Here is a 15639-nt window from a genome sequence, read left to right as displayed (position 1 = left end):
GGTTTTTTCATGGGCGCAAGCTTTCCAATGCCGCGCGGGCCACTGCCGCTGCGTCTACGCCGAAGTACTGGCGCAGTGCCGCTCGCGTGTCGCTTCGTCCGAAGCCGTCGGTGCCCAGCGTCACGTAGCGCCGACCCCCGGGGACAAACGCACGCACGCTCTCGGCCACGGCGCGCACGTAGTCGGTGGCGGCGATCACGGGGCCTGTCCCCTGAAGCAACTCGGTCAGATAAGGACGGTCGCTGGCGGCGCCATTGCGCGCCAGCTCGCTCCAGCTCGTGATGCTGAACACGTCTACGGCCATGCCCTCATCGGCCAGCTGCTGCGCCGCCTTGACGACCTCCGTCAGGATGGCGCCTGAGCCCAGCAGGCTCAGATGTGGGCCGTCGTTCGGCCCATAGCTCGCAAACCGGTAACCGCCGCGCACCACACCCTCGGCCGCGCCCTCGGGCAGGCTGGGCTGGGCATAGTTTTCGTTCATGAGCGTGACGTAATAGAAGACGTCCCTTTGCTCGACCAACATCTCGCGCATGCCAGCGTCCACGATCACGGCCATCTCGCCCGCGTAGGCCGGGTCGTAGGCCTTGCAGTTCGGGATGGTGGCGGCGATCAGGTGGCTGCTGCCGTCCTGGTGCTGCAGGCCCTCGCCGCCCAGCGTGGTGCGGCCGGACGTGGCTCCCAGCAGGAAGCCGCGCGGCCGCTGGTCGGCCGCGGCCCAGATCTGGTCGCCCACGCGCTGGAAACCGAACATCGAGTAGTAGATGTAGAACGGCAGCATCGACAGGCCATGCACGCTGTAGCTGGTGGCAGCCGCCGTCCAGCTCGCAATCGCACCGGCCTCGCTGATGCCTTCTTCCAGGATCTGGCCTTCCAATGCCTCGCGGTAGCTCAGCACCGAGCCTATGTCCTCGGGTGCATAGCGCTGGCCCACGCTGCTGTAGATGCCGACCTGCTTGAACAGGTTGGCCATGCCGAAGGTGCGCGCCTCGTCGGCCACGATGGGCACGATGCGCGGGCCGAGCTGCGGATCCTTGAGCAGCTGGCCCAGCATGCGCACGAATGCCATGGTAGTGCTCATGTCCTTGCCGTCGGCGGCCAGTGCGAACTGGGCATAGCTGGCCAGTTCGGGGACCGGCAGCCGGTCGCACTGGGTCTCGCGCTTGGGCAGGTAGCCGCCCAGGGCCTGGCGGTGCGCGTGCAGGTACTGCATCTCCGGGCTGTCGTCGGCTGGCTTGTAGAAGCTCAGCCCCGTGGCCTGCTCGTCGGTCAGCGGCAGGTCGAAACGGTTGCGGAACGCGATCAGGTCGGTCTCGTCGAACTTCTTCTGGCTGTGCGTGGTCATCTTGCCTTGGCCAGCCGCGCCCATGCCGTAGCCCTTCTTGGTGTGGGCCAGGATCACGGTGGGCTGGCCGGTGTGAGAGGCCGCGGCCGCATAGGCGGCGTGGACCTTGACGAGGTCGTGGCCGCCGCGGCGCAGGCGGTCGATCTGCTCGTCGGTCATGCCCTGGGCCAGGCGCGCGAGTTCGGGGTTCTGGCCAAAGAAGTGCTCGCGGTTGTAGCGCCCATCCTTGGCGGCGAAGGTCTGCATCTGGCCGTCCACCGTGTGCGCGAACGCACGGGTCAGCGCGCCCTCGGCATCGCGCGCGAACAGGCCGTCCCAGTCGCTGCCCCAGACCAGCTTGATCACGTTCCAGCCGGCGCCCGCGAACAGCTTTTCCAGCTCGTCGATGATGCGGCCGTTGCCGCGCACGGGGCCGTCCAGCCGCTGCAGGTTGCAGTTGACGACCCAGACCAGGTTGTCCAGCCCCTCGCGCGCGGCAAGGGTCAGCGCGCTCATGGATTCGGGCTCGTCCATCTCACCGTCGCCGAACACGCCCCAGACCTTGCGCGCGCCGCAGTCCAGCAACTGCCGGTGCGTGAGGTAGCGCATGAAGCGCGCGTGGTAGATCGAGCTGATCGGGCCGATGCCCATGGAGCCGGTCGGGAACTGCCAAAAGTCCGGCATCAACCAGGGGTGGGGGTAGCTGGACAGGCCGCGCGCGCCGGTGGCCGGGGCGGTGATCTCCTGGCGGTAGTGCAAGAGGTCGGCTTCGGTCAGCCGGCCTTCGAGAAACGCACGCGCATAGACGCCGGGGGCGCTGTGCGGCTGGAAGAACACCAGGTCGCCCCTGTGCTGTTCGTTCCTCGCATGAAAGAAATGGTTGAAGCCCGCCTCGAACAGATCGGCCGCACTCGCATAGCTGGCAATGTGCCCGCCCAGCTCGCCATAGGCCTGGTTGGCACGCACCACCATGGCCAGCGCATTCCAGCGCATCAGCGAGGCCAGCCGTTCCTCGATCGCCAGGTCACCCGGGAACACCGGCTGCTGCTCGACCGCAATGGTGTTGAAGTACGGCGTGCCGAGCTCGGGCTTCCAGCCGATGCGCTGGCTGCGCGCCACGCGGGCCAGCTCGTCCAGCATCCAGCGCGCGCGCTCAGGGCCGCCGGTGGCGATCAGCGCAGCGAAGGACTCGCGCCATTCGGCGGTTTCGGCGGGATCGGCATCCGGCTGCACCGCCTCGTGCAACAGCTGGGCCCGGGAATGTGGAGCGTTCATGGCGCAAATCTCGAACAAATGATCCTGGCACTGTAGACGGCTGCCCGCTGATCCGTCACGCACCTTCGCTCCATGCCATCAATGTCCATGCAAACATGTTCGATGGGTGGTCTCCGGGACACGTCGAACGGGGACGCTCACTCCCACTCCGATCCTGCCCTTTCGACTTCGCCGGCAGAGCCGCATGGCAGTCGAGGCCGCTGGCGCAAGAGCGCCATCAGATCGTGGGCTGGCGCGCCCTTCTCGGCCAACGGCGCAGGATGCTGCAGCCCGGCGACGCCGACGCCCTGGCACCATGGAGAATCCCGACACTGCGACGCGACCCCTGGCCTGACGCGGCCGTGCCAGCGCCCAGCGCCGCAGTGAAGATGTTTGCTCACCCGAGTGCGGATGTAACGCCACGCGCTGGCCCACACTCCTGGTTTTTCTGGAGACATGTCGAAATGCAAGTCGTGCACCACATCGCCGAACTGCGCCAGGCCCTTGCCGGGCCGCGGCCGGCCTTCGTGCCCACCATGGGCAACCTGCACGAGGGCCACCTGGCACTGGTGCGCCAGGCCAAGGCGACCGGCCGGCCGGTGGTGGCCAGCATCTTCGTGAACCGGCTGCAGTTCGCGCCGCACGAGGACTTCGATCGCTACCCACGCACGCTGCCGCGCGATGCCGAGCTGCTGCAGGGCGCGGGCTGCGACCTCGTCTTCGCGCCCGACGAGCGCGAGATGTACCCCGTGCCGCAAAGCTACAAGGTGCACCCGCCCGCCGGGTTGGGCGACATCTTGGAGGGCGAGTTCCGGCCCGGCTTCTTCACGGGCGTGTGCACGGTGGTCATGAAGCTGTTCCAGATCGTGCAGCCCGGCGTGGCGCTGTTCGGCAAGAAAGACTACCAGCAACTGCGCGTGATCGAGGGCATGGTGCGCGACTTCGCCATGCCGATCGAGATCGTGGGCGGCGAGACGGTGCGGGCCGAGGACGGGCTGGCACTTTCGTCGCGCAACGGCTACCTCAGCGACACGCAGCGCGCCGAGGCCTTGGCCCTGCGCCAGCAGCTGCTGGCGGTGGTGGAGGCCGTTCGCAGCGACCGCAGCGCCATCGCCCGCGCCGAAGCCACTGCCATGCAAGCGCTGCGCGACCGCGGCTGGCAGCCCGACTATGTGGCCGTGCGCCGCCGCACCGACCTGGCCGCGCCGCTGGACGCGGGCGACGCGCTGGTGGTGGTGGCGGCGGCGAAGATCGGCACCACCCGGCTGATCGACAACCTGGAGCTGTGAGGGCCACCGCATGCCGTCCGCACAGACGGAGCGCGCCGGCGCCGCCACGCACGCGCCTCGCCCGGCCGCACCAAGGGCAGCATCGGCGCGCTGCGCGTACTGCACGTGGGCCGGCAAGCGGGCCAGCAGGCCGGCGCAGTGCTCGGGTCGCTACGACCCGGGGCTGTCGCCCTTGGTGCACACCAGCTCCCACAGCGCCTTGGGCCGCAGATACTTGCCGGTGCGCTTGTGCGCCAGGGCTTGCAGCTGCCAGCCCGATGCCAGCAGTGCCTCGACGCAGGCCCGGTCGAAGAAGCGCTTGGGCACGCCATCGACCAGGTAGTAGTTCGGCGCGATCTCGGGGTGGCCTTGCGCGCCGAAGTGGATGTCCTCGGTGGAGTTCAGCCGGCACAAGAACAGCCCGCCGGGCTTCAGGGCCTGCCGCACCTGGTCGAACAGGCGGACGGTCTCGTCCCATGCGAAGTAGTGGAGGCTGAGGCTGGCGATGACGACGCCCGTGCCCTGCACCGCCGCCGGAAAGTCCTCACGCAGGTCGCGCACGAGGACCGTGGCGGCCGGCACGCGCAGGCGTGCCGCTGCCACCGCCGTGGCCGACCGGTCGAACGCGACAACCTGCAGACCGGCGGCCACCAGGGTCGCGGTGTCCGCGCCCGTGCCGCAGCCGATCTCCAGCACCGGCGCACCGGCGGCATGGCGGCGGACCATCTGCAGCCAGGGGTCGAGCCAGGGATCGGCCTGCATGCCGTCGCTCACCAGGCGTGCACGGCGTCGTCGGGAAAGCTGCCGTCCTTCACCGCCCGCACATAGGCCGCCAACGCGTCGGCGATCCCCGGTGCATCCAGCATGAAGTTGCGCACGAACTTCGCCATCTTTCCCAGGTTCATGCCCAGCATGTCGTGCAGCACCAGCACCTGGCCGGCCGTGCCCTGGCCCGCGCCGATGCCGATGGTGGCGCAGTGCGCCAGCTGCTGCGTGAGCGTGGCCGACAGCGCGGCCGGCACCATCTCCAGCACCAGCAGCGTCGCGCCCGCGTCCTGCAGGGCCCGCGCCTGCTCGGTCAGCACCGCAGCGGCCTGCTCGCCCCTGCCCTGCACACGGTACCCGCCCAGCGCGTGCACGGTCTGCGGCGTGAGGCCCAGGTGGGCGCATACCGGAATGCCGCGCTCGACCAGGAAGCGCACGGTCTCCGTGGTCCAGCCGCCGCCTTCGAGCTTGACCATCTGCGCGCCGGCCTGCATGAGCACGGTGGCGCTGCGCAGCGCCTGCTCGCGCGATTCCTGGTAGCTGCCGAACGGCATGTCGGCAATCAGCCAGGCCGCGCCCTGCACGCGCTGCAGGCCGCGCGCCACGCTCTCGGTGTGGTAACGCATGGTCTCCAGGCTCACGCCGACGGTGCTGGGCAGGCCCTGGCAGACCATGCCCAGCGAATCGCCGACCAGCAGGCAGTCGACACCGGCGGCGTCGGCCATGGCCGCGAAGGTGGCGTCGTAGGCCGTCAGCATGGCGATCTTCTCGCCGCGCGCGCGCATCTCGGCCAGGCGCGGCAGCGTGAGCGGCTTGCGCGGGCCTGGGCCGCCGACGGGCAGGCCGCCATACGGAGAAGTCGTGGAGCTGGACATGGGCGCTGTCTCCTTGGAACAGATGATCGGGACGGTGCCAAGCAGCCGCCCGGCGCAAGGCGGCGCATCTTAGCGGCTGGCCTCTGCTAAGGTCGGCGCCGCACGACCGCCACCACCACGCCATGCACCTCATCGACAGCTTCGCCGACGCGAGCCGCTTTCGCGCGATCCGGCGCGACCTCCATGCCCACCCCGAGCTCGGCTTCGAGGAGCAGCGCACTTCCGACACCGTGGCTGGCCTGCTGGCCGAATGGGGCATCGCCGTGCACCGCGGCATCGCGGGCACGGGCCTGGTGGGCGTGCTGCGCGGCAACCAGCCCGGCACCCGCACGATAGGCCTGCGCGCCGACATGGACGCGCTGCCGCTGCACGAGGCCAACCAGTTCGCCCACCGCTCCACCCAGCCCGGCAAGATGCACGCCTGCGGCCACGACGGCCACACCACCATGCTGCTGGCCGCGGCCTGGCACCTGGCGCAGCGGCCCGACTTCGCGGGCACGGTGCACTTCATCTTCCAGCCGGCCGAGGAGATGGGCAAGGCCGGCGCGAAGAAGATGATCGACGAGGGATTGTTCGAGCGCTTCCCGTGCGATGCGGTATTCGCGCTGCACAACATGAACGTGGGCCGGGTCGGCAGCTTCGCGCTGAACCCGGGCGCACTGATGGCGTCGAGCAATACCTACCGCATCACCGTGCACGGGCGCGGCACGCATGCGTCGATGCCGCACACCGGTGTGGACCCGGTGGGCGCGGTGCTGGAGATTGCCCAGGCGCTGCGCAGCCTTTTGGCGCGCACCATCGCCAGCACCGAACGCGCGCTCTTGGCCGTGACGCAGATCCAGGGCTCGGACGCGCCCAACGTCATCCCCGACAGCGCCTGGGTCGGCGGCACGGTGCGCACCTTCTCGCTCGATGCGCTGGACAGGATCGAGGCCCGCCTGCGCCACCTGGCCACGCACATCGCCACGGCCCACGAGTGCACGGTGGACATCGCCTTTCGCCGCGCCTCGCCGCCGGTGGTGAACCACGCGGCCGAGGCCGCGTTCGCCGCCGGCGTGATGCGCGAGATCGTGGGCGACGCGATGGTGGACGACGCGCTGCCCGGCGTGCTGGCGGCCGAGGACTTTGCCCACATGCTGATGGTGCGGCCGGGCTGCTACGCCTTCCTGGGCAACGGCGACGGCGACCACCGGCTGGACGGCCACGGCCCCGGGCCCTGCGTGATCCACAACACCTCGTACGACTTCAACGACGACATCATTCCGGTGGGCGCCAGCTACTTCGTGCGGCTGGTGCAGCGCTGGCTGGACCCGGCACGCTAGTTGCAGGCCTCGACGGACATTCACACAGGAGCTTTTTTCATGACCCGTGCTTTCCTCCCACGCCTGCTGCCGTTGCTGGCCGCCAGCCTGCTCGGCCTGGCCGCGGCCACGCCGGCCCAGGCCCAGCGCGTGATCCGCCTCGTCGTGCCGTTCGGCACCGGCGCGGTGCAGGACACCGTGGCCCGTGCCTTCAACAGCGAGCTGGGCCAGGCCCTGGGCGCCAGCGTGATCGTGGAAAACCGCGCCGGCGCTGGCGGCTCGGTCGGCACCGGCATGGTGGCCAAGGCCGCACCCGACGGCAACACGCTGGTACTGGCCGCCGCCAGCCACCACTTCGTCGGCCACCTGTACAAGAAGCTCGACTACGCGCCGCTCAAGGACTTCGTGGGCGTGAGCTACATCGGCAACTCGGGCTACGTGGTGGTGGCGGCCTCGTCCTTGAACGCCGGCACGACCAGGCAGTTCATCGACGCCGTGAAGGCCAAGCCCGGCGCGTTCAACTATGCATCGGCCGGCAATGGCAGCGCCACGCACCTGGGCATGGCCTCGTTCGCCGCCAAGGCCGGCCTGCAGATGCAGCACATCCCGATGAAGTCCACGGGCGAGGCGGTCAACGAAGTGCTGGCCGGCCGCGTGCAGGCCGTCACCTCGTCGACCATCGGCGTGATGCAGTTCAAGGACGACCCGCGCGTGAAGTTCATCGCCTACACCGGCAAGGAACGCTCGCGCTTCATCGCCGACCTGCCCACCGCCGCCGAGAGCGGCCTGCCGGGCTGGAGCTTCGACTCCTGGTTCGGCCTGCTGGCCCCGGCCGCGCTGCCGCGCGCCGAGATCGACAAGATCAACACCGCCATGCAGAAGGTGCTGGCCGACCCCGTGGTGCAGGAGCGCCTGGCGCGCCTGGGCGTGGAGTCCAAGGCCATGCCCGTGGACGATTTCAACAAGCTGCTGCGCGCCGACTGGGACAACGCGGGCATGATCGTGAAGGCCTCGGGCGCGACGGTGGAGTGAAGCGCTACGCGAACCTCGGCGGCGATTCCGGTGTGGTGGCCTACGCCATCGCACCGGGGCGGATCACGGTGCGTTTTCGCGGTGGCGAAACCTACGTGTACGACGCAAGCGCGCCGGGGGCGCTGGCGGTGGCCGAGATGCAGCGGCTGGCGCTGGCCGGGCGCGGGCTCAGCACCTACATCAGCCAGCATGTGCGCGAGAACTACGCGCGCAAGGCGCGTTGAAGGGGCGACACCATGTGGACCTCCTACCGCCTGAAGGCCCTGTGCGCGCTGACCCTGGCAGCCGCCGCTTCGGCCCACGCCGCCATGGGCCTCGCGCAGATCGACGCCTCGGCCGAAGACGGCCCCATCACGCTCTATTACCCGACTGCATCGCCCAGCCGCACCGTCATGCGCGGCCCGTTCGCGCTGCAGGTGGCCCAGCAGGCCACGCCGGCGCGCGGCAACGGTCGGCTGGTCGTGCTGTCGCACGGCTCGGGCGGCTCGCCCTGGGTGCACCATGACCTGGCGCAGAGCCTGGTCGAGGCCGGCTTCGTGGTCGCGCTGCCGCAGCACCGCGGCGACAACCACACGGCCATCAGCGGTGTCGGCCCCGACAGCTGGGCGCAGAGCCCGGCCGAGGTGTCGCGCACCATCGACGCATTGGGCCGCGACGCGCGCTTCGCCCCGTTGCTGGCGCTGGACCGGGTCGGCCTCTGAGGCGGATCGGCCGGCGGGCACACGGCCTTGACGCTGGCGGGCGGCAACTGGTCGCCGGCCCGCTTCCAGCGCCATTGCAACGCGCATCTGGAAGACGACTTTCCCGGCTGCGCCGGCCTGTTCACGCGGCTGACCGGGGGCTGGGCCGATGGCCTCAAAAAGTGGGCCGTGCGCACCGTGTTGCGCTGGAAGTTCCGTGACGATCAGCCGAAGACGCACCACGACCCGCGCATTGCCGCGGCGGTGGCGATGGTGCCGCTGGCCTCCGATTTCGACCCGGCCTCGCTCGCGACGCCGCGCGTGCCCCTGGCGCTGGTGACCGCGCAACAAGACCGCTGGCTGCCACCGCACTGGCACGGTGGCCGCGTATTAAAGGCCTGCACATCCTGCGAGCACCTGGCGAACCTGCCGGCCGCAGGCCACGGCGCCATGCTGTCGCCACTGCCACCCGGATTGACGGGCTCCGTTGGCGATCTGCTGAACGACCGGCCTGGCTTCGACCGCAAGCTGCTGCCGGAGCTGGACCGCAAGGTGGCGGCGTTCTTCACGCGTCACCTGCCGGCACCGACAGGCAGCTCGCCCTGAATCAATGCCCGCCGGACGTGGTGCGCATGTGCGCGATCGCCATCACGATGGGCACCACCAGCTCCGGGATCAGGTAGGCCAGCCAGACCGCGTGCGGCTCCGGCAGGCCAACCTTGCCGATCGATAGCAGCCGGCCGCAGCCCGCGATGAACACGCCCAGCGCCAACAGGTAGACCAGGGTGCCCTGCTGGCGCACGGTCCACGCGTCCCACAGGCAGATGTAAGGGCCACGCGCACATGTCTCAGGCCGCGACGGGCGCGCTCTCTGAAGCAGCGCGCACGGCCACCGTGTCCTTGCCCACCTCGACGAATTGGTAGCCGTGCTGATGGAGCAACTGCTTGCAGGCCAGGCGCACGTGCGGCACCAGCCAGCAATGCTCGTAGTTGATCATCTCGGGGAAGATGCCGGCCGTCAGCGCCGCCTTGATGACTTCGTAGTCGTAGCCTTCGGTGTCGACCTGCAGCAGGCCGATGGCGCCGACGCCATGCTGGGCCAGCAGGCTGCCGAACGTGGTGCCCATGACCGACTCCACCTTGATGTGCTCGGGCAGAACCCCCTGCGACAGCAGGTTCGCGCGATTGAAGCTGGCAATGCCGTGCCAGTGCTCCGGCACGTCGGCCTCGCTGCGCACGCGGTGGATCTGGACCGATCCTTCGCGGTCCAGGATGGCCACGTTCGCGAACACGAGTTGTGGCTCGTCCTGGTAGTTGCGCTTGAGCTGTTCGAACAGGTCCGGCAACGGCTCGATCAACAGGCCGGGGAAGTGGTGGGTATGGATGAGCTCGCGCAGCGGGTCGTCCAGGATGCCGTCGTTGGCCCCGACCTGCACGAAGAAGAAGTCCGGGTTGCGCGCCAGCCGCTCGCGCACGAGCATGGGCAGGACAGGAAACGGGCGGTCCATCTCGGGCACGTAGCGCACGATGTCGAAGCCGGTTTGCCGCAATGCGGCCCTGATGGTCGATCGGATGCTCATGGACCTGGTTCCTTCAACGGTGTTGCAGAACATGGCCGCCGGTCGGCGGATCGAAGAGGCGCCCGCGACCCACGTGGCGCGCGAACGGCGGGTGGAGCGCTCAGTCCGGCTGTATCTTGCGCTCGCGGATCAGCTTGGCCCACTTCTCGTTGTCGGACTTCACGAACGCCGCAAATGCGTCAGACCCCTGGTAATGGACCTCGGCTCCTGCGGCCGCGAACTTGGCCTGCACGTCGGGCATGGCCAGCACCTTGCCGAGCTCGGCGGCCAGCCGCTCGACGATCTCGCGTGGCATATTGGCCGGGCCCACGATGCCCTGGAAGCCGATGGACTGCACGCCGGGCAGGCCCTGCTCGGCGGCGGTGGCCACCTCGGGCAGCTGCGGGTCGCGCCTGGCGCCGGTCACGGCCAGGGCCTTGAGCTTGCCGCCCTTGACCTGCGGCAGCAGCACGGTGCCGGCGTCGATCAGCAGCTGCGTCTGCCCGCCGATCAGGTCCTGCACGGCGGGGGCGCTGCCCTTGTACGGCACGTGCGTGATGTCCAGCCCGGTCACCTGGTTCAGCAGCTCGCCGTTCAGGTGGGTGGACGAGCCCTTGCCGGCCGAGGCGAAGTTGACCTTGCCCGCGTTGGTGCGCGCCCAGTCGACGAACTCCTTGAGCGTGTTGGCCGGGTGGTCGGGCCGGGTGACGGCGATGTAGCTGCCCTGGCTGATCTGGCCGATGTAGCTGAAGTTGCGCAGCGGGTCGTAGGGCATCCTGGCCTGCAGATAGGGCGCGATGGCGAACGGGCCGGTGTTGGCCAGCAGCAGCGTGTAGCCGTCGGGCGCGGCGCGGGTCAGCTCGGTGGCGGCCAGCATGCCGCCAACGCCGGGCTTGTACTCCACGATGATCTGCTGCTTGAGCAGCTCCTGCAGCGGCACCTGCACGGTGCGCGCCGCGAAGTCGATGCCGCCGCCGGGCGGAAAGCCGACGATGAGCCGGATGGGCTTGGCCGTGGGCCAGGTCTGGGCCGCAGCGGGCAGGGCCAGGCCCAGCGTGGCGGCCATGCCGGCCAGCACGGCCAGGCGCCGCGTGCCACGCGCTGCGGCAGGAAGGAAGGGGGCCATCGTCGTCTCCTCGGCTGTTGTTGTCAGAATCGGCGGCAGGATAGCAGCCGCCCGCTGCCGCCCGACCCCACCACCCACGCACACCATGACCCAGGACCTCTTTCGCCAGGATGCCTATCTGCGCCAGACCACGGCCACCGTCGCTGCCCTCACGCCCCAGGGCATCGTGCTGGACCGCACGGTGTTCTACCCGCTGGGCGGCGGCCAGGCCGGCGACACGGGCTGGCTGCAGCTGGCGGACGGCCAGCGGCTGGCCATTGCCGACACGCGCAAGGGCAAGGACGACGAAGGCCGGCCCACGGCCGCGATCTGCCATGTGCCGGCGCCGGGCCAGGAGGCCCTGCTGGCCCACCTGTCACCCGGCATGGCGCTGCTGGCCGAGGTGGACTGGGAGCGCCGGCACCGGTTGATGCGCTTTCACACCACCACGCACCTGCTGTGCCACCTGGTGCCGCAGCTCGTGAACGGCTGCTCCATCACGCCGGACTACGCGCGGCTGGACTTCAACATGACCGATCCGCTGGACAAGGACGCGCTGACAGTGGGCATCGCGCACCTGGTCGCGGCAGCGCATCCCGTGGTGGTCGGCGAGATCACCGATGCCGAGCTGGACGCGAACCCGGCGCTGGTGAAAAGCATGTCGGTGTCGCCCCCGCGCGGCAGCGGCGTGGTGCGCACCATCCGCATCGGCACGGACACGCTGGTCGACCTGCAGCCCTGCGGTGGCACCCATGTGGCGAACACGGCCGACATCGGCGCCGTCGTGGTCACCAAGATCGAGAAGAAGAGCGCCACGACCCGCAGGGTCGTGCTGGGCTTTGCCTGAACCGCCAGGTCAGCGCCACGGCTGACCCATGGACGGCGCAGCCGCCGTACCGCGCCCCGCGCGTTGCCATGCAGCCTGTGCGTTTCCGAATCGAAAGGCTTCTCCATGCAAACTCGCAAATTGGCCCTGCTGATCGGCGCGGCCGCCGTCGGCGCCACGTTGGTCGCCTGCGGCAGCACGATGACGCGCCCGCCCGCCCTGCCCCTGCCCAGCGCCAGCCCGGTCGACCTGCCGGCCTTCATGGGCCGCTGGTATGTGATCGCAAGCATCCCGACCTTTCTCGAAAAGGGCGCGGTCGACGCCGTCGAGACCTATACCCTGCGGCCGGACGGCAGCATCGACATCGACTTCCGCTACCGCAGGAGCCCGGGCGGCAGCGAACACCAGTTGGGCTCGCGCGGCTTCGTGCAGGGCGGGGACAACGCGGTCTGGGGCGTGCAGTTCATCTGGCCGATCAAGGCCGACTACCGCATCGCCTGGCTGGCGCCCCAGGGCGGCCAGGTGATCGTGGCGCGCCAAAAGCGCGACTATGTCTGGATCATGGCCCGCACGCCGACCGTGCCCGACGCCGACTACCAGCAGTTGGTGCAGCGGGTCGGCGCCATGGGCTACGACACGCGCGAGCTGGTGCGCGTGCCGCAGAGCGCAGGCACCGCAGCCAGCCGCTGAGGGCGCAGGGGATTGGGCAGGCGCGGCAGGGCCGCTGGCAGAATCGCCGGCTCCGGCGCGCGCTGGAACTTCAGGGTGCGCATGCGTTCTCACCGTCGCTCCTGCCACTGCCCCGACATGCCCTTTCGCTCGTTCCTCATCGCTGCCGCCTGCGCCCTCGGCTGGTCGGCCACGCCGGCCTCGGCCCAGGCCGACAAGGCCGTCGTCGTCACGCCGCAGGTGCGCGCCGAACTGGTCGCGCATGCGCCCGAGGGCGTGGAGCCGGGCAAGCCGCTGTGGCTGGGCCTGTCGCTGACCCACAAGCCCGACTGGCACACCTATTGGAAGAACTCGGGCGATTCCGGCCTGCCGACCTCGCTGGAATGGCAGCTGCCCGCCGGCCTGGCTGCCGGCGACATCGCCTGGCCCGTGCCGCGCAAGATCCCGATCGGTTCGCTGGCCAACTACGGCTACGAGGGCACGGTGCTGCTGCCCGTGCCGCTCACGGTCACGCCAGACTTCAAGGCCCCGGCACTGGCCAGCCAGATCGAGGTCAAGCTGCGCGCTGCCTGGCTGGTCTGCCGCAAGGAGTGCATTCCCGAAGAGGGCGAGTTCACGCTGAAGCTGCCCCTGCGCGGCTCCACGGCGCTGCACACCGCCGCGTTCGAGGGCGCATTCGCCGCGCAACCCAGGCCGCTGGGCGCGGGCAGCACGGTGGACATCGCCGGCGATGCGATCGAGGTCAAGCTGGCCGGCCTGCCGGCCGCGCTGCACGGCAAGACGCTGGAGTTCTTCCCCGAGACGCCCGAAGTCATCGAGACCGCCGGCGCCTGGACCCAGGCCTGGGCCGGCGACGTTTGGACGGCGCGCGTGCCGCTGTCCAGCCAGCGCAGCCAGAGCCCGCAACCCATGCCCGTGGTCGTGGCGCTGGACGATGCCGGCCAGCGCCTGGCCTGGCGTGCCGAGGCCCGCGTGACCAGCGACTGGCCGCGTGGCGCCACGCCGGTGGCGGTGTCGCCGCAGCTGCAGGCGGCGCTGGACGCGAACGCGGCCACCACGGCCGCGCCCGCAGACGCCGGCCTGCAGATCGGCTGGATCGCAGCACTGGTCGGTGCTTTGCTCGGCGGCCTGATCCTGAACTTCATGCCCTGTGTGTTCCCGGTGCTGGCGATCAAGATGCTGGGTTTTGCGCGCCATGCCGAGGCGCGCACGGGTACGCCGCAGGCTGCTGCGCGCGCGCTGCGCGTGGACGGGCTGGCCTACAGCGCCGGCGTGGTGCTGTCGTTCGTGGCGCTGGGTGGGCTGCTGCTGGCGCTGCGCGCGGCCGGCGAGCAACTCGGCTGGGGCTTCCAGTTGCAGTCCCCCGGCGTGGTCGCAGCGCTGGCCGTGCTGTTCACGCTGATGGGGCTGAATCTGGCGGGCCTGTTCGAGTTCGGCCAGTTCCTGCCGGGCCGCGTGGCATCGCTGGAGTCCAGGCGCCCGGCCGCCAATGCCTTCCTGTCGGGCGTGCTGGCCGTGGCCATCGCCTCGCCGTGCACGGCGCCGTTCATGGGCGCGTCCATGGGCTTTGCGGTCGCGCTGCCGGCCGGCGAGGCGCTGCTCGTCTTCGCCGCGGTCGGCCTGGGCATGGCGCTGCCATTCCTGGCGGCCAGCCTGGCGCCTGCGCTGGCGCGGCTGCTGCCGCGCCCGGGGCCGTGGATGGACGTCTTCCGCCGGCTCATGGCCTTCCCGATGTTCGCCACCGTTGCCTGGCTGGTCTGGGTGCTGGGCCAGCAGAGCGGTATCGATGGCGCGGCGGCCCTGCTGATGCTGCTCGTGGCGCTGGCGGCTGTGGCCTGGGCGCTGGGGCTCTCCGGCCGCACGCGCGTGGTCATGGGCACGGCCACCGCGCTGCTGGCGGCACTGATGCTGGCCTGGCTGGGCCCCGCCGTGCTGCGCCCGGTCGAGGCCGCGACCACGGCCCGGGCCGGCGAGCGCTGGCAGGCCTGGGCGCCGGGCCGCGTCGAGCAGATCCTGGCGCAGGGCCAGCCCGTCATGGTGGACTTCACGGCCGCCTGGTGCGTGACCTGCCAGTACAACAAGAAGACCACGCTGGCCAACGACCAGGTGCTGGCCGACCTGGACGCCCGCAAGGTGCAGCTGCTGCGCGCCGACTGGACGCGGCGCGACCCGGCCATCACGGCCGCGCTCAAGCAGCTGGGCCGCAGTGGTGTGCCGGTGTACGTGCTGTACAAGCCAGGCGCCGCGCCCGTGGTGCTGTCCGAGATCCTGGGCGTGGGCGAGCTGCGCTCGGCCATCGCCCGTCTGTGAACCCGCCTCAAGGAGCCGACATGACCTTTGCCATCCGCCTCTCCTCGCCCCGGCGCCACCTGGTGCTGCTGGCCAGCGCCAGCCTGGCCGCGGCCAGCCTGTTGGCCGGCCAGGCGCATGCCGCGGCCGCGGTCGGCCAGCCGGCGCCTGCGTTCACGCTGACCGACACCAGCGGCAAGGCGCGCACGCTGGCCGAGTTCAAGGGCAGGACGGTGGTGCTGGAGTGGGTCAACCCGGGCTGTCCGTTCGTGCGCAAGCACTACGACAGCGCCAACATCCCCGGCCTGCAGAAGGAGTTCACGGGCAAGGACGTGGTCTGGCTGGCGGTGAACTCGACCGAGAAAGCGGCCTCGGACTATCTGGCGCCCACGCAGCTGGCCGGCTGGATGCAGGCCAAAGCCGGCGCGCCGACTGCAACGCTGATGGACGAGGAAGGCACGGTCGGCAAAGCCTACGGCGCGCGCACCACGCCGCACATGTACATCGTGAACCCGCAGGGCACGCTGGTCTATGCAGGCGGCATCGACAGCATCCCGTCGGCCCGCGTGAGCGACATCAAGACCGCAACCAACTATGTGCGCCAGGGCCTGGACGAAGCGCTGGCGGGCAAGCCGATCAGCACGGCGACCTCGCAGCCCTATGGCTGCACCATCAAATACAAGAGCTGAAGCGCC

The 15639-nt window shown here is 70.1% G+C and carries 16 protein-coding genes; 10 read left to right on the top strand and 6 right to left on the bottom strand.

Translation table 11 applies throughout. From position 1 onward, the window contains the following. Positions 1–7: 7 nt before the first annotated feature. A complete protein-coding gene (mdeB, locus tag ASF43_RS08480) occupies positions 8–2596 on the bottom strand; it encodes an alpha-ketoglutarate dehydrogenase (RefSeq protein ID WP_056179281.1) in 2589 nt (862 codons plus the stop codon). A gap of 443 nt (positions 2597–3039) precedes the next feature. Here mdeB and panC point away from each other — a divergent pair, with 443 nt between their 5' ends. Further along, positions 3040–3864 carry a pantoate--beta-alanine ligase gene (gene panC / locus ASF43_RS08475; protein ID WP_056178991.1) on the top strand — a complete coding sequence of 275 codons (825 nt, stop codon included), beginning with the start codon at positions 3040–3042 and terminating at the stop codon, positions 3862–3864. A gap of 150 nt (positions 3865–4014) precedes the next feature. Here the strand turns inward: panC and ASF43_RS08470 are convergent, their stop codons facing one another. Both ASF43_RS08470 and panB read right to left on the bottom strand, forming a co-directional pair. Next, positions 4015–4605 (bottom strand): bifunctional 2-polyprenyl-6-hydroxyphenol methylase/3-demethylubiquinol 3-O-methyltransferase UbiG, encoded by a 591-nt coding sequence (locus ASF43_RS08470; protein WP_056179278.1) that lies wholly within the window; start codon positions 4603–4605, stop codon positions 4015–4017. A gap of 8 nt (positions 4606–4613) precedes the next feature. After that, entirely contained in the window at positions 4614–5483 is an 870-nt protein-coding gene (gene panB, locus ASF43_RS08465; RefSeq protein ID WP_156373224.1) for a 3-methyl-2-oxobutanoate hydroxymethyltransferase, read from the bottom strand. A 122-nt stretch (positions 5484–5605) separates the two neighbouring features. On the opposite strand from panB, the gene ASF43_RS08460 reads away from it, so the two are divergent. Genes ASF43_RS08460 through ASF43_RS32200 form a run of 5 tightly spaced genes read left to right on the top strand, consistent with a single transcriptional unit; the run spans position 5606 to position 9102 of the window. Next, the gene (locus tag ASF43_RS08460; RefSeq protein WP_056178986.1) at positions 5606–6805 is read left to right on the top strand and encodes a M20 aminoacylase family protein; all 1200 of its coding nucleotides are present in this window, start codon (positions 5606–5608) and stop codon (positions 6803–6805) included. A 39-nt stretch (positions 6806–6844) separates the two neighbouring features. Continuing rightward, positions 6845–7816, top strand: coding sequence for a tripartite tricarboxylate transporter substrate-binding protein (locus tag ASF43_RS08455; RefSeq protein ID WP_056178983.1), 972 nt, complete (start codon positions 6845–6847; stop codon positions 7814–7816). Continuing rightward, on the top strand, positions 7813–8040 hold the full coding sequence (locus tag ASF43_RS08450; RefSeq protein WP_056178981.1) for a hypothetical protein: 228 nt from the start codon (positions 7813–7815) through the stop codon (positions 8038–8040). The genes ASF43_RS08455 and ASF43_RS08450 overlap by 4 nt, the downstream gene beginning before the upstream one ends. A 12-nt stretch (positions 8041–8052) precedes the next feature. Beyond that, positions 8053–8517, top strand: coding sequence for a hypothetical protein (locus tag ASF43_RS32205; protein ID WP_369803250.1), 465 nt, complete (start codon positions 8053–8055; stop codon positions 8515–8517). Positions 8518–8544: 27 nt separating this feature from the next. After that, complete coding sequence (locus tag ASF43_RS32200; protein ID WP_369803249.1) at positions 8545–9102, top strand: hypothetical protein; 558 nt, start codon at positions 8545–8547, stop codon at positions 9100–9102. A 1-nt stretch (position 9103) separates the two neighbouring features. Here the strand turns inward: ASF43_RS32200 and ASF43_RS31615 are convergent, their stop codons facing one another. The 3 genes from ASF43_RS31615 to ASF43_RS08430 all read right to left on the bottom strand — a co-directional run bounded on the left by ASF43_RS31615 (position 9104) and on the right by ASF43_RS08430 (position 11181). After that, on the bottom strand, positions 9104–9298 hold the full coding sequence (locus ASF43_RS31615; protein WP_056178979.1) for a hypothetical protein: 195 nt from the start codon (positions 9296–9298) through the stop codon (positions 9104–9106). Between the two features lie 46 nt (positions 9299–9344). Further along, positions 9345–10076 (bottom strand): FkbM family methyltransferase, encoded by a 732-nt coding sequence (locus ASF43_RS31610; RefSeq protein WP_162241787.1) that lies wholly within the window; start codon positions 10074–10076, stop codon positions 9345–9347. Between the two features lie 100 nt (positions 10077–10176). After that, the gene (locus ASF43_RS08430; protein ID WP_235578185.1) at positions 10177–11181 is read right to left on the bottom strand and encodes a tripartite tricarboxylate transporter substrate binding protein; all 1005 of its coding nucleotides are present in this window, start codon (positions 11179–11181) and stop codon (positions 10177–10179) included. Between the two features lie 85 nt (positions 11182–11266). On the opposite strand from ASF43_RS08430, the gene ASF43_RS08425 reads away from it, so the two are divergent. The 4 genes from ASF43_RS08425 to ASF43_RS08410 all read left to right on the top strand — a co-directional run bounded on the left by ASF43_RS08425 (position 11267) and on the right by ASF43_RS08410 (position 15633). Next, positions 11267–12007, top strand: a complete 741-nt coding sequence (locus ASF43_RS08425; RefSeq protein ID WP_056178974.1) for an alanyl-tRNA editing protein — start codon at positions 11267–11269, stop codon at positions 12005–12007. A 105-nt stretch (positions 12008–12112) separates the two neighbouring features. Then, positions 12113–12676: a lipocalin family protein gene (locus tag ASF43_RS08420; RefSeq protein WP_056178971.1), complete on the top strand. Its 564-nt coding sequence runs from the start codon at positions 12113–12115 to the stop codon at positions 12674–12676. Positions 12677–12793: 117 nt separating this feature from the next. Continuing rightward, entirely contained in the window at positions 12794–14965 is a 2172-nt protein-coding gene (locus ASF43_RS08415; RefSeq protein WP_056178968.1) for a protein-disulfide reductase DsbD, read from the top strand. Positions 14966–14985: 20 nt separating this feature from the next. Next, entirely contained in the window at positions 14986–15633 is a 648-nt protein-coding gene (locus tag ASF43_RS08410; protein WP_082497712.1) for a thioredoxin family protein, read from the top strand. The last annotated feature ends 6 nt before the right edge of the window (positions 15634–15639 follow it).

This window comes from Pseudorhodoferax sp. Leaf267 (assembly GCF_001422405.1).
GTDB lineage: Bacteria > Pseudomonadota > Gammaproteobacteria > Burkholderiales > Burkholderiaceae_C > Pseudorhodoferax.
Note: the sequence above shows the minus strand (reverse complement) of the source record. Positions and strands in the feature narration are given on the sequence as shown.